Source organism: Pseudoflavitalea rhizosphaerae, from assembly GCF_003991355.1.
GTDB classification, from domain to species: domain Bacteria; phylum Bacteroidota; class Bacteroidia; order Chitinophagales; family Chitinophagaceae; genus Pseudobacter; species Pseudobacter rhizosphaerae.
In genome coordinates this window covers 58613-73181 of sequence record NZ_RCSU01000002.1, presented here as the reverse complement: position 1 = coordinate 73181, position 14569 = coordinate 58613, and the positions used below count along the sequence as shown (strand labels likewise).

At 47.8% G+C, this 14569-nt stretch carries 8 protein-coding genes; 3 read left to right on the top strand and 5 right to left on the bottom strand.

What is annotated here, in order from left to right; all coding sequences use genetic code 11:
• Positions 1-508 precede the first annotated feature (508 nt).
• From D9Y29_RS03110 to D9Y29_RS03100, 3 genes are all read left to right on the top strand, one after another.
• Positions 509-2209 (top strand): S8 family peptidase, encoded by a 1701-nt coding sequence (locus D9Y29_RS03110; protein WP_127124996.1) that lies wholly within the window; start codon positions 509-511, stop codon positions 2207-2209.
• A gap of 140 nt (positions 2210-2349) precedes the next feature.
• Entirely contained in the window at positions 2350-5298 is a 2949-nt protein-coding gene (locus D9Y29_RS03105; RefSeq protein ID WP_127124995.1) for an FG-GAP repeat domain-containing protein, read from the top strand.
• Positions 5299-5328: 30 nt separating this feature from the next.
• A complete protein-coding gene (locus D9Y29_RS03100) occupies positions 5329-6072 on the top strand; it encodes a DinB family protein (protein ID WP_127124994.1) in 744 nt (247 codons plus the stop codon).
• A 131-nt stretch (positions 6073-6203) separates the two neighbouring features.
• On the opposite strand, the gene D9Y29_RS03095 is transcribed toward D9Y29_RS03100, so the two are convergent.
• The 5 genes from D9Y29_RS03095 to D9Y29_RS03075 all read right to left on the bottom strand — a co-directional run bounded on the left by D9Y29_RS03095 (position 6204) and on the right by D9Y29_RS03075 (position 14569).
• Positions 6204-6974, bottom strand: coding sequence for a Rossmann-like and DUF2520 domain-containing protein (locus D9Y29_RS03095; protein WP_127124993.1), 771 nt, complete (start codon positions 6972-6974; stop codon positions 6204-6206).
• A 17-nt stretch (positions 6975-6991) separates the two neighbouring features.
• Positions 6992-7648, bottom strand: coding sequence for a protein-L-isoaspartate(D-aspartate) O-methyltransferase (locus D9Y29_RS03090; RefSeq protein ID WP_127124992.1), 657 nt, complete (start codon positions 7646-7648; stop codon positions 6992-6994).
• Between the two features lie 61 nt (positions 7649-7709).
• On the bottom strand, positions 7710-10280 hold the full coding sequence (locus D9Y29_RS03085; protein ID WP_127124991.1) for a zinc-dependent metalloprotease: 2571 nt from the start codon (positions 10278-10280) through the stop codon (positions 7710-7712).
• 8 nt (positions 10281-10288) lie between these two features.
• On the bottom strand, positions 10289-12913 hold the full coding sequence (locus D9Y29_RS03080) for a zinc-dependent metalloprotease (protein WP_127124990.1): 2625 nt from the start codon (positions 12911-12913) through the stop codon (positions 10289-10291).
• Positions 12914-13015: 102 nt separating this feature from the next.
• Positions 13016-14569 carry a PKD-like family lipoprotein gene (locus tag D9Y29_RS03075; protein WP_127124989.1) on the bottom strand — a complete coding sequence of 518 codons (1554 nt, stop codon included), beginning with the start codon at positions 14567-14569 and terminating at the stop codon, positions 13016-13018.

Below are 14569 nucleotides of genomic sequence, written 5' to 3'. Positions count from 1 at the left end.
CAAGGTCAGCCCTTTTAGCATTAATTCAGGGGCTGGCAGTCGCTCGCCTCTGGCGAGTGACTTTTGTTTAGTCGCCTCCGGCGACGCGGTGTTCGCCGGAGGCGCACAAATACAGGTCACTCGCCAGAGGCGAGCGACTGCCAGCCCCCGACTACATTCCCTCAGCCCCCCTACCACACTCCAACAGCCCCCCTACCACACTCCCGCAGCACCCCGACCACACTCCCTCCCCCATTCTTCCCCAATAAACAGGCAACCCTTGGTGCACTCCGCATACACCCTCCGCATGGAACAAATTGAAACAGTGGCATTTCTGTGCGATCATATTGCCATTCATGTAGTTTGAAGCCAGGGTGAAGCTGAATTGCATAATTTTAGACACATTCAGGCTCTCTGCCTGTTGAAAAATAACGTTAAACTAGAGCAAAAAATAGGGATATTTGTCCCTTCGTGCAAACGGATCCGTGCTAATTTCCATCTGTTTGCATAGCTAATAAAACAATTACAAATGATGAAATTGGGAAAGACTATGGGGCTAACTTCAGCCCTCGTGATCACTGGTATGCTTGCCATGGCACAACAACAGGAAGGAACTAAACAAGGTTCCGTACCCAAGGGCTGGCATCTGCTCGACAAAGCAAAAGACGGCTATAGTGGTATCAGCCTCGATAAAGCCTATGAATTCGTAAAATCAAAAAGCATCAAAGGCAAAACCGTAGTTGTAGCAGTGATCGACTCCGGTATCGATACCCTTCATGAAGACCTGAAATCTGTTCTCTGGGTAAACCCAAAAGAGATCCCCGGGAACGGCATCGATGATGACAAGAACGGTTATGTGGATGATGTGCATGGATGGAACTTCATCGGCGGAAAAGACGGTCGCAATCTGAAACAAGACAGCTATGAAGGCGCCCGCGTTTACCACAAATACAAAAGCAAATTCGAGAACGTAGATCCCTCCACCCTCACCGGTGATGATACCGCAACCTACGAAATGTGGGCCAGGGCAAAAGCCAAGATCGACAGCGATGGCGGTAGCGGCGCAGACCTGTTTATGCTCAAAACTGCTCTCAAAAATGCTGAGAAAAGCGATAGCGTGATCCGCACTGCCATGAAGAAAGATGTTTATACCGGCAATGACCTGGACACTTTCACTGCCGTTTCACAGGCTGAGAAAAATGCCAAAGCAGGTTTCCTCTATCTCTTCCGCGCCAACAAAATGATGGAAACCACCAACAAGGAATTCATTGAAGGATTCGGTGAATACGTAAACATGGAATCCAAGAAAGCCGAAGCAAAAGATAAAGCTCCGGAAAACTACCGCGCTGCCATTGTTGGCGACAATGAAGATGATATCAACGACAAATTCTACGGCAACCCCGATGTAATGGCCAACACACCTTTCCACGGGACGCATGTGGCCGGCATCATCGGTGCTGTTCGCAACAACAACATAGGAATGGATGGCGTTGCAGATAATGTACGCATCATGGCCGTTCGCGCAGTTCCTGATGGCGATGAGCATGATAAAGATATCGCCCTCGCGATCCGCTACGCGGTAGACAACGGCGCTCAGATCATCAACATGAGCTTCGGTAAGGACTATTCTCCCCAGAAGAAATGGGTTGATGAAGCCGTTCAATATGCCGCCAGCAAAGGTGTGCTGCTGGTACATGCAGCCGGTAACGATGCCAAGAATGTGGATGTGAAGGATAATTTCCCCAGCCCGGTTTACAAGAGCGGCCAGGGTAAAGCCGACAACTGGATCACTGTTGGCGCCAGCGGCGACGAAGCTGCCGGTGGTCTCACTGCTTCTTTCTCCAACTATGGTAAAAAAGAAGTGGACGTATTTGCACCCGGCGTGAAGATCTACTCCACTATCCCCGGCGGCAACACTTACGGTGATGCTCAGGGCACAAGTATGGCTTCTCCTGTAGTGGCCGGTACAGCTGCTTTCCTGAAATCTTATTTCCCTAAACTCAGCCCGCAGCAGATCAAATATTGCATCGAAAAATCAGCGCAGGTCCCAACAGAGCAGGTAAGAAAACCAGGTACAGACGAAATGGTCCCCATGAGCGAACTGGCCGTAACCGGTGGCGTGATCAATGTGTACGAAGCAGCTAAGATCGCTTCAACCCTGCAGGGTGGTAAAGTTCCTAAGAAGAAAAAATCCTCAGTGAAGCCTACCTTGAAGAATAAGAAAGGTTAATTCTTTCAAATAAATATTTCATACCGGAAGGGTGCTCCATCTACAGGTGGGGTGCCCTTTCTTATTGTTGGGTACAGACCCTGCTGACCGGAGGTTTTCCATTGAAAGCTCCCACTCTATTTTTGATGCAATTTTTACCCATGGAAAATAAACTTGCATCACTGACAGCGCAATTCACCAATTACAGCATCACAGGAAATGGTATTCCTGAGATTAACAAACTGGAACTTTCCTTTGAAGAAGATCTTATCCCCGTACGGCACAACAGGCCGCTCGTGCTACTGTTCCTAGAATGGAGATTGATGAATAATACTACAGGTTCAGCAAAGGATAACGCCTTCCGTGAATGCCTGCAACAATACCGGAAAGACCTTGCAGCAGCAGGATTCGATGCCAGGTTCATTACTGCCAGCTTGTATGAAGGCCCCGAACAAAAAGATGGTTTGATATTGCTGGCGCTCCGCAGATTTGTACAGGCCGTTTACCGGGAATACCCTCCATTGAAAGGACTGGTGCTGATCGGACAATTCCCTGATGCAGCCATTGTGCGAAGGATCACCTGGGCCCCGGGCTTTGTTCATCCCCGCGAACTGGCCCTGCAAGCAGGCATCATGTGCGAACGTGCAGACCTGGTGCTGGGAGACATGCAGGGTAACTGGGAGGCTATCTACCGGAACGAAACATTTACTACAGAAGATATTGCCGCCCGGCCCGATGAGCAAACCAGCGGCATAGAATGGTTCAGGGGCGAAGATGTACTCACCTGTGAATTTACTTCCACCTCGTTCGTATTAAAACAGGGCGGGCCTTTCAGAGATGTTTTCTTCCTGGATGATGCGCGGTATCAAATGGAAAAAACCGCGGATCATCTCCGGATATTTTTATTCCAGGCAGAAAACAATAAAGAAACCGGTGCGCCGGATTCATTCGGAAAAAACATCATGGCCAGACCAGAACTGGCCGTATCCCGCATTAATGCATGGCATGCCGCCGTGAATCCCAACCCCTCGATGAAAGGAACCGATGGCGGCGGCTTCCTCGATCCTGAAGGAAATCCTGCTACTGTTCTCAGTCATACGCCTCTCTTTCAAGGCTTGCAGGAAGACCGTCTCTTTACACATCATAGTCCTGATCTTGAAAAAGACCTGCTGATCTCCTATTTCCAAAGGAACCATAGTTTCCGGATGGGCGCATTTGCAGGCCATCCCTGGAGAACAGCCATCATTTCCGGATCGCCGGATTTCGACCCCGACTATTATCTTCCTGTCATTAGCAATGCAGCCACCGATTTTCAGGAACCAGTGAAAGTGTACAATGCCAGCCTCCTGCAATACACCGAATTCCTCAAAGCTCCGGCTGTATTGAAATATATTCTTTCACATTCATTCAACCGTTGCTCTTGGTTCAACGCGGGAGGCTATACCCATCAACAACTGGAAGCCGCGGTCGGTGGCAAACCATTCCGGTGGACATTCGAGAACGGAAAGTATACGCCCGATTTCAAAACCAAAGACAGTGCAGCCGATATGTTCCTGTACAGACCCATGTGGCAGTACAAACAATTCGAAAATGCAGGCGCCAGCCTCCTCATTCATGGTGGTTGTAATGTGAACAGCGTAGCTGAAGTGTTCACACACCGGTATACTGAACATGCCTATGGCCATTGGCACAATGCAGAAAGCATCCTTTTCTTTACCAACTGCGTGGCGATGTTAAGCCGCGCCAAATATTTCAACGACAAACCGGAGTATTTCGCAGATACATTCAGGCAAAGTGTTACCACCACCTTCGGTGATTGCTGGCGTAGCTTCTTTGAACGGGAAAGCAATAATATGGCCCTCTCCACCAAAAATGTAAGCCGGAAAAAAGCATACTGGTGGGGAATAACAGGAGACTGGACGCTGAGGCTCAGGAACAGGAACGGACTGGGCATTTGTTCATTGCAACCTGCCCTCACACCTGCCGCCATTCTTCCCGACCATTCCATGATCGAAAGTTTTACATTCAGCAACAGCCATCAGTCCATTGCAGGTACCGGAGATATGGATGGCGATGGGATCGATGAGATCCTCTTGCGCGGTTCTGAAGGATTGGCCATCGTTAAATGGATGAATGGCAGTTTCACCTTGCTGGCAAGTCTGGCGTACGGTAGTGGAACCGGCAGCTTTACTGTTGAAGCGGGAGACAAGATCATCGGCATAGCCAATTTTACGGGACAATTGAAAACAGAAATACTCGTCTCCAACAATGCCGGCTTTGCATTGCTGGCCCTTCAGGATGGCATTATCCTGTCGGTGGCACAATTTCCCAATGGCAGTTTGATCGGCAACTGGATGGTGGATACCACTACCCAGCATTTCGCAAGTACAGGCGTTTTTCAACAGCAATCCGGCACCGATGTGGTGATGATGGGGCCCAACGGACTGGCCATACTTTCCCTGAAGAACAGGCAGCACAGGTGTATAGTACCGAATGGCAGCACAATTGGCACCTGGATACTAGATACTGCACCAGGCAAAGATCATATCAAGCTGATTGCCGACCTCAACGGTGAGGGAACCATCGAGCTGTTGATGGCCAATGCAGAGAAGACAGGTGTTTTCAGATTTACCAATGGAAAGATTCATCATCTTTCCACCTATCCCAATGGCATCATTATCGGGGGATATGCTTTTCAAAGCAGTCATCATTTTATAGCAGATCATTTTTTCGATGCCAATACCAAAGCATTGCTGGTGAATGATGGAACAGCCCTTCGTTTTTTTAACCTGATCAATGGGGAATTGCGTATTCGAACGGCTATACTACGCGGACCGGTAGATGGCTGGATGGTGGAACCTGCTATCAATACCATTCAACCGCTCGGACAGTTGCATCCGGCTCACAACAAGGCCCTGTTCATGATCCGGAGTGGTTGGGGGATCGGTTTTATCGGGTTCAATGATATGACGAAGCCGGTTTGCTACAGCGCTCATGCGTTTGGCTCCGTGTTGAACAATTGGCACCTGCACCACAACAACCAGGTAGCTGCTATCGCCCGGTTATCCGCTCACCATCCCAAACCCTGCCTGCTGCTGACCAATGGATAATTTAATTCCGTAGCTTTAAAAAAAAAGCGCATGATCAAAAAGAAAAACCTGTCTGTTCCTCCATCGATGGCAGCCTATGTGACCCGTATCCGGGAAAAAGATCCTGTAGTAGCTGTTTCCAGCAATACCAAGGCCTTCCGCAAACTGATCAAAAGCATTCCGAATAAGAAAGCAGATTATGCTTACGCTCCCGGCAAATGGACACTCAAGGAAATGCTCCAGCATATCATAGATGCCGAAAGGGTTTTTGCTTTCCGCGCTTTGCATATCGCACGAAAGGACCCTAACGCGCTTCCGGGATTCGATGAGAATGCCTGGGCAGACAATTCAAAAGCCAATGCTAGAAAATGGAAAGACCTGGTAGAAGAATTTTTCCTGCTGCGTAATGCCAATGAAAGGTTTTTTTCCACCCTGGATGAAGAGCAACTCCTCCATGCAGGCATTGCCAATAACAGCCATGTAAGCGTAGCTACACTTGCCTTTGTTGCTGCCGGCCACCTGGATCATCATATGAATATCATCCTCACCAGGTACCTGCAACCCTACCCTGCCGGGCCTGTCAGCAGCGCTACCAAAATCAGGAAAAAAGCCGGAAAGAAAAAAGCTGAAATTCAGAAAAAAGCTACAAAGAATAAACCGGTCAAACCTTCCAAAATTCAAACCGGTGGACTAAAAAAGGATGTAGGCTTTACCAAACCCGGCAAAGCAGTGAAAGAAAAATCTACCCCTGCAAAAAAGAAAAACGTTCCCGTAAAATCAGCGAAGAAGAAATAACACTCAGCGTGTGCCCAGTCGCTCGCCTCTGGCGAGTGACTTCTATTTAGTCGCCTCCGGCGACGCGGTGTTCGCCGGAGGCGAACAAATACAGGTCACTCGCCAGAGGCGAGCGACTGGCGACTGCGAAATTATTTTTTGTACATTTTTTCTATGCTGGAACTGAATACTGCGTACAATTGCTGCAGTTCAGGAAAGCCCTGCAATAATTCCAGGTGTTTTCCAATAGTACTTTGATCATTTCGGACCGCAGGCCCCGTCTGCACTTCATGCGGAGACGCATGCTGAATGCGATTGGCCACCTCGATGATCAGTGGCAATAATATCCTGAAATCCACTTTCTCTTTTTTACAATAAGCTTCCGCCAGTGCATACAGGTGATTGGTAAAATTACTTACCACCACTGCTGCAACGTGCAGGTGTAAACGCTGTTCATCTGTTGCCGTTTGCACCTGCATGGAAACCGTCATGGCAATATCTTTCAGGAAAGCTGTTTGCTCCGGCGTATTGGCATCCACCAGGAAAGGAATGTCCGTTATATGATCAAGTTCAGCGCGCAGACTTTGCAGCGGATACAGCACACCATAATGCTTACTGCTGTGCTTCAGTACTTCCCGCGATACAGAACCTGCAGTATGCACCAGGAGCTTATCACCCAGCTGTAATGAACCGGCAATAGCAGGTACTGCATTATCAGAAACGGCAATAATGTACAGGTCTGCCTCTTTACTCAGTAAAGCCAGATCATTGACCGGTGCTGCATTGCAGCGACTGGCCAATGCGGCGGCTTTTGCTGCATCACGGCCATAAACCTGTAAAATGGTATATCCTTCCTCTGCAAACAAGAGGCTCAATGCTGTGGCAACATTGCCTGTGCCGATAATCACCAGTCTGTATTGCATGTATAATTGAATATCGGTTATCCGTTCTTTCCGTCCAGCATGGGAACAAAAGAAAAGTTCTCGAATAATTCCTCTGTTACGCTGCCATCAGATTTTTTGGTCAGTCGCTTCATTTGCTGGATATCGCCCGCACCTACCGGGATCACCATCTTTCCGCCGGGCTTTAGTTGTTCTATCAGTTTCGGGGGAATGTATGGCGCCGCTGCCGTAACGATCACTTTATCGAAAGGGCCATAAGTTGGCAGTCCTTCATAGCCATCGCCATAAAAATATTTGATACCGGGATATCTTTTCCGCAGTTCAAATTTCTTGTGCACTTCAAACAGTTTCTTTTGCCTTTCGATGGTGAATACCTGCACCTGCATCTCTGCCAGCACCATGCTCTGGTAACCGCTGCCGGTGCCGATCTCCAGTACTTTTTCAAATGAGCGAAGGTCCAGGAGCTGTGTCTGGTACGCTACCGTGTAGGGTTGTGAAATGGTTTGGTCCGCTTCTATAGGAAAAGCCCTGTCTTCATACGCTACCTTATCAAATGCCGAGTCCAGAAAATAGTGCCGGGGGATATTGTTGATCGCCGCCAGCACGCGTTCATCCGTAATTCCTTTTGTCCGCAATAATTCCACCAGTTGTTTGCGTAATCCCTTGTGCCTGTATGAATCTTCGAAGGTTCTCATTGGGCGCAAGTTATTAAAAAAAGAGCAGGCTGTGTAAAGCTTGCTCTTCCCGGGGATCTCATTAGGAGGTTTTCAATGCTTTGTTGATGATTAACAGTAAATATTCATATTGCAATTTATTATCGCCGGTTTGTGCATTTACAACCCTTTGCAGGATTTCTCTGCACTGTAGCAACCATTGATAATAAATATGGCTGATATCGGTAGCCATGAATTTTACCCGGGGCATGAATTCAAAGCCGCTTACATTTCCAGGCATTCCCATTGGAGAGGAGCCATGCAGCGGGCTGAAGGAAGCGGCCATCATTTCCAGCCTGGCCATTTCTTTGATTGCAGCATCGTCATCACCGAAAGCGGTGGTGTTTCCGCCCGGAGCGTCTTTTACTTTTGAATGGGAGATCAGCAATTGTACCAGGGCTGTTTGCAGATCCAGTTTTTCCGCGCTTGCTTTCTTTCCCGCCAGCACATCAGACCACACATAATCGAACACATCCTTCACGCATTCAGCCCTCGTATAGGCTTCACTCCCGCCCTTCGCTTCGCTCAGGCCGATATTGGCTACCCAACGCATCACGTAGGGGAAGAGCACGGTGCGCATATATTCTCCGGCGTTCCCATTCATGCCGCCGATATGTTGCTCAAGCTCCGGGTTGTTCATCCATTGAAGGTTCTCCAGGGTTTCCAGGATAAAGTGAATGGACTCACGTTGAACTTCACGGGGAACAGCCTTCCAGGCAGGGAATGGATCGCCCTCGTATTTCTCATACTGGTAGATGCCGCCGATATTATTGATCACATGCATCAGGTACCAATAGAAATGTATATTGATGATAGCGAAATTCGTTTTTTTACGGAAGGCAAAATCTTTGTCTTCTTTCTCCACCCAACCGTTAAGATTCTTCATGATGTACTGAAGGTTTTGCATGGCGTACCGGGTAGCTTTCACCTGGTCATCACCGAGGTCTTCCGTTTGTGCATTGGGGTCCAGGATGCCGTATACCTGTTGTTTGCTGTAGCGGTACATAGGATCGGTGATCTTTTCGCTGATCCATTTTTCCAGTGTGGGCACCTCTGCTTCGGCGGTAGCAGCATCAGGCAATGGCGTATAGAGCCATTTAATGGCATAATAATCATATACACCAAGATCGGGCGGGGACATTCTAACACCTCGCTCGAAGTCGCCCGGCTGCGCCACAAAATTGAAACGGGCATAGTCCATGATGGAAGGCGTAGTGCCGTATTTCTGCGTGAAAGAAGGTGATCTCAATGAGTCTACCGGAAATGCTGCCGATGCGCCCATGTTGTGCATAAGACCAAGAGTGTGACCAATTTCGTGAGCGATCACATAGCGCATTCCCTGCTGAACAATCTCCTGTGGCAGGTTCATACGGCGAACACGCTTGTCCACTGCAGCCATCTGGATGAACATCCAGTCTTGCAACACTTCCGCAATACCCTGGTACACGTAAACGGATGCATTCAGGATTTCGCCGCTGCGCGGATCAACCCAGCTTGGCCCCATGGCATTCTGGGTTGCGGTTGGCGCATATTTGATGCAATTGAACCTGATATTGTTGGGGTCGAAAGCGGAATCGTTTCGTGGATACATCTTCGTTACAACTGCATTTTTGAAGCCGATCTTCTCGAATGCTTTATTCCAGTCATCCACACCCTGACGAATTGCGGGAATCCAATGGGCAGGGAATTTATCATCCACATAAAAAAGAACGGGGGTTACCGGCTCGGTAAGTTCACCCCTGTTGAAAGCAGTTTCATCTTTTGGCTCCAATCTCCAGCGATTGGCTAAATAGATCTTTCTGGCGCCATTATCTGCGGATGTGTACTGCATATGCTCCGTATAGAATACGCCAATGCGAGGGTCATTGAGCCTGGGGCGCATAGGTGTTTCCGGTAGCAGCATCATGGAGCGCTTCACCAGTACTGTACCTGGCCTGTCTTCTGCTGTTACGAAGCCGAAAAAGGTACTGGTGATACCATAAGTCATATAGCAACTTACAGTTACATTGTCTTCATATGCCATCACATCCGCCAGCATGGAAAGGTCAGACTTGAAAGCAGCCTTTCTTGTATACAGTCCTCCCACCGGCATGAAAGGGTCCATTTCATTGCTGCCATTGACAAATAGAGAGGTAGCATCGAATACTACGGATTGCGTGTCTGGCGAAAGCGCCAGGATTTTGTACGAGCCCATTACGGGGTTGAGGTTGTTCTTGTTCAGCGCGGTCTGCATAGTCAGGTCCGATGCGGATGTAGAAACATTGAAAACGGATCTTCGTACAAGGATATTGGAGTCTGCCTGCACAAAATTGATGCACAATGGGTCATGCGCCTGCTCCCCTGCTGCCGCATCATCGGAATGGCTCACGGCATCAGCTACCGAACCGAGCAACATATGTCTTCCGAGCAGCTTCACCGGAAACTCCATAAGGAGTTTGCCATCTACCTTGTGCAGGGTAATCATTCCCCTGACAGTTTTTACAGTTTTATTTTTAAAAAGACTGGAATATTTATTCTCTTTTTTTGCAACTGCGGGCGCCTGTTGCGCCAGCACGATGGAACCCGGGCAAACAAGACCCAGTGCCAATAATATGCTCTTGCTGAAACTCATCATGGGTATTGTTATTTAAGGGCTTTTTCTATCTGGTGTAAAAGCAAGCGGTAATGCATCCGGGTTTCCTGATCAGCAGTTTTGACTGCGGCAATATTGAGCAACTTTTTACATTGTACCAACTGCATGTAATATTGGCTTTCCAAAGAAGGAGCCCTGTTGAAATTCACGGTAAAGCCGCCGAAGGCACCGGCGAATTCCTGAACATTGCGGGGATGTTGCAATGCCGGTGTATGATCACACCCCAAAGTATGCGCCCCAGGTAAACCGGGAAGTTGAATGGAGATGCGTTCTTTTGCTTCACCGGAGAATCCGGTAGTTGTCGCTTTAACAGGGGCCACCAGTTTGGATTCTTTCAGCATCGACTTTACAAATGCTTTCTGGATCTCTTTCTCGGCATTGCTCAGGGTTTTGTTTTGCTGTGTTTTGTTCCAGGTATACTGGTACAATTGCTTCATCACTTCTTTTGAAGTAAGCGGATTTTTTTCGGTGGAGCGGATGGCGGAAAGATTCACTGAAATGGGTGTAAACAATAATGCTTCCATGATCTGCGCACGCAATACGGTGGTGGGCGTTCCGGTAAGCGTGAAGTTTTCCAATACCTTCCGGTCTTCCAGCCAGTCGAGCTCTTTCAATTCATTCAGCAGGAAGTTGAGTGCCTGTTGTTGTTTGGCGCGTGGTACGGATTGGAACAAAGGCATGGGATCGCCAACATGTTTTTCATTCACGCAAATGCCACCGATATTTTTGAGCACATGATTTACATAGCGGATATATTGAGAGAGTACATTGTTCCAGATGGCTTTCCTGTACGTATAGTCCTTATCCTGCGCTCCCACCCAAATGTTGAGCTCTTTCATGATGAGCTTAAGGTTATTGATGCCGTACAAAGATGCTTTTACAGCATCGTCACCAAGATCTTCCGTTTGTGAACGGGGATCAATATCCATTCCCTGCGCACCATAACGGTAACGTGGGTCCGCTACTTTCTCAGACACCAGTTTTTCGAGGTCAGCCCGTTCTTTTTCCGGGGAAACACTATTACTGAAATACCGGTAGTTGAAATCCACCAAATAATAATCATAGATACCGAATTTCGGTGGGGTGAGCTGTACGCCACGTTCTTTATCACCGGGCTGTGCTACATAATTGAACCGGGCATAATCCATGATAGAATACGTAGTGCCGTATTGTTGCGTAAAGGAAGGGGAACGCAGTGAGTCTACCGGGATGCTTGCCGATGCGCCCATATTATGCATGAAGCCCAGGCAATGCCCGATCTCATGACGCAGTACATACTGCAGGCCATCATTTCTATAATTATCAGGAAGTGTGACCTGACGAACATTTTTGTCTGCTGCGGCAGTTTGTACAAATATCCAGTTATTGAGTAGTTTCACTACATCATGGAAAACATACACGGAAGCATTGATGATCTCACCGGAACGGGGATCCACCCAGGAAGGCCCCATGGCATTAGCGACGGGTGTAGGTGAATACCGGATGCAATTGAATTTGAGATTATCCGGATCGAAAGTACTGTCGTTAACAGGATAATCCCAGGCTAATATGGCATTTTTAAATCCTATTTTCTCGAAAGTGGCCTGCCAGTCAGTTACTGCTGCTTTGATTGCGGGTTTCCAGGAAGCAGGAAAATCCGGATCGATATAAAAGATGATAGGTTTCACTGGTTCGGTTAGTTGGCCGTTTGCGTACGCCGCTGGTTCTTTGGGCTCGAGCCTGAACCTGTTGGCAAAGTAGCAATCATCCACTTTGTTGCCGGCATCGCTAATGAACTTTTTCCTGGTGGTGAAGATCCCGATGCGTTCATCGGCTATCCTTGGCCTTGCAGGCATATCTGGCAACAGCAGGAAAGTGCGCGTCACCACAGCCGTGAAGGGCCTGTCTTTCGCCACTGTCCGTTTACCATCGCTGAGAGATGTTTCGTAAGACAGGGAGCTCTTGATCATCACATTATCGCTGAATGATTTGATATCGGCCAGGTATGAGCGGTCACGCTTGAATGTTTGTGTGCTCTTGTATCCGTATGCACCATAGATACTGAAAATATTGAAGGGTGAAAGGTCTTTGGTATCACCTATGAAATAATCTGTAACATCGATCACAGCAGTGCTTTTATCTGCGTTGAAAGCCTGTACCGGAAATATTTTGATGATAGCGGCAATGCTGTTGCGGTCAAGCGCCTGCCGGATATTGTGGTCTTGTGCCGGCGCTATGGTGTTCACTTCCGTTTTTCTCAATAAAAGGGACGAGTCCTGGAGAGAGAACTGCACCTGGATGGGCGTTGGTTTGGAACCAACGATGCCGTCAAAGTTGTCGCTGATCCCGGAAATGGTGCTGGCCAGGAGGAGTTGCTTTCCCATCAGGGCCATTGGTACTTCCAGGTAGAGTTTGGATTTAATGGAATAGAGATTCATGAGGCCCTTGGCAACCTTTTGAGGATTGGCTAGCAAACGCTGGTAGGGCGTAAGTTTTGCGATGCTGTCTTTTACAGCTTTTTCCCGGGTCTCTTTTTCTTTCTGAATGCGGGCTTTTTCTTTTCTGCTTTGAGCCTGCACAGAGATGGCGCTGGTCAGGAAGAGGCAGCAGGGTAATAGAAGGTGTCTGATATTCATGGTTCATCAATCAATTTAGAGGCCAATGGCTTCCGGATGGAAGTACCGGGAAGCACCCCGGTACTTATCATTAAACTTTTATGTTTCAATAAATGGAACTGACTAAAGCTGCGTAGCGAAGGCGGTGATTTTTTTGAATCCGCCATAGCTTTTGGCATTGGCTACATCGAGTGTGCCCAAACCGATATTCTTCATAGGGAAAAAATACAATTTTCCTTCTGATGCATGTGTACCCACCATCAATAATTTGTTATTGGCAGGAAGATAGCTGGCTGAATAAGGATAGTCAGCTTGTCTGAAAACATCCATGGCAGTGATCTGCTCAGTTCCAGGGGCTGTGTATCTTTCCTCAACAATGGGTGTGGCGCCACCATACATCACAGCATAGATCTTATTGCCGCTGGCGTAATAGAACAGGCGCTGATCATCCAGCATCGTGAAAAGCGTTGCCTGTTGTATACCTGGTGCATTGCTGATGTCGAAATAAGATGTTGCCAGCGGTGGTGTAAGCGTAGATGCTTCATTGACGCCTGCATTGAATAAGTAGACCCCTACTGCATTGGTTGATTTGTCTTTCAGTACATGGATAAATCCTTTGTCTACTGTTACACCTGCAGCAAGGTTCTTCTTTCCGGGAAGGTCATTCGGATTGAATGCCTGTCCGGCCTGTTCCGGATGACGGTATGGATTTCTATCGGCGAACGAGTTCAGTGAGCCAATATAATTGAACCAGCCTTCTTCTTCATTGTACAGGTTGATCACAAATGCTGGATAGTAAGGATTGGTGGTGGCAGATGAATTGAATGGATTCAGGGCCATTACATCCGGCATCTCTACATTGTTATCCAGCGGTATACCCCATTTTTTGCTGATCGCCATCCAGGTTGGGAATAATTGACCGTTCACTACTAATACATCATTCTGATAAACGGAATAAATTCCCTGAACATTGTTGATGGTGGTGGGAGCAAAAAACAGGTCACCATTGAAGCCCGATTGTTTATAATCCAATGTACTTATTTTGGTGAGACTGTTATCCGTGAGTGCAATGATTGCATTGCCGTCAGACACTTTTACATATTTCATCTTTTTTATTTCCCCTTCTATCCTGCTTCCATTGATGGAAGAAAAAACATTGTGTTTTACGCTTTCGTCGTTGTAGTCCAGTGTGAGGTCGGGGTTCATGATATGGGTCAGGTCAGCTTTTCCATTTGCGTCCAGTTCAGCCACTACAAGTCCCATCCCTATATTGTTCCTGACCGTGAGGCGCCAGTTCATGATATACTTCAGGTCATGTTTGGTATCAGTGACCACATAGAGCAGCCTGAGTTCGCTTCCGGGGTTAGTGGGTGGAAATCGGATCTCTGCATCGAGGTTACGCTGATTTCCGAGTTCGGTGGTAGTTGTGTCGTTGTAAACCTGGGTAATTCGCCAGGAATAAGTCAGGTCTTTCTCCTCTATTCCTTCAGTGTTGATTTTTGGTTCCACTACCAGTCTTTCAAATTGGTAAACACTGAGGGTGCTTTGTCCGGTAGTATCGAAAGATACTCCAGGTATCTTGTTATTGTCCAGTGAACTGGTATCCTTCCTGCAGGCTGCATAAACTACCGTGATGGCCAGTAGCAGCAGTATGGTGATGCTTGAATATCTTTTCAT

Bases quoted from the DNA above. Each gene is read 5' to 3' on its own strand.
- D9Y29_RS03100 (WP_127124994.1), top strand. From the start codon at position 5,329: ATGATCAAAAAGAAAAACCTGTCTGTTCCTCCATCGATGGCAGCCTAT.
- D9Y29_RS03105 (WP_127124995.1), top strand. From the start codon at position 2,350: ATGGAAAATAAACTTGCATCACTGACAGCGCAATTCACCAATTACAGC.
- D9Y29_RS03075 (WP_127124989.1), bottom strand. From the start codon at position 14,569: ATGAAAAGATATTCAAGCATCACCATACTGCTGCTACTGGCCATCACG.
- D9Y29_RS03080 (WP_127124990.1), bottom strand. From the start codon at position 12,913: ATGAATATCAGACACCTTCTATTACCCTGCTGCCTCTTCCTGACCAGC.
- D9Y29_RS03090 (WP_127124992.1), bottom strand. From the start codon at position 7,648: ATGAGAACCTTCGAAGATTCATACAGGCACAAGGGATTACGCAAACAA.
- D9Y29_RS03085 (WP_127124991.1), bottom strand. From the start codon at position 10,280: ATGATGAGTTTCAGCAAGAGCATATTATTGGCACTGGGTCTTGTTTGC.
- D9Y29_RS03095 (WP_127124993.1), bottom strand. From the start codon at position 6,974: ATGCAATACAGACTGGTGATTATCGGCACAGGCAATGTTGCCACAGCA.
- D9Y29_RS03110 (WP_127124996.1), top strand. From the start codon at position 509: ATGATGAAATTGGGAAAGACTATGGGGCTAACTTCAGCCCTCGTGATC.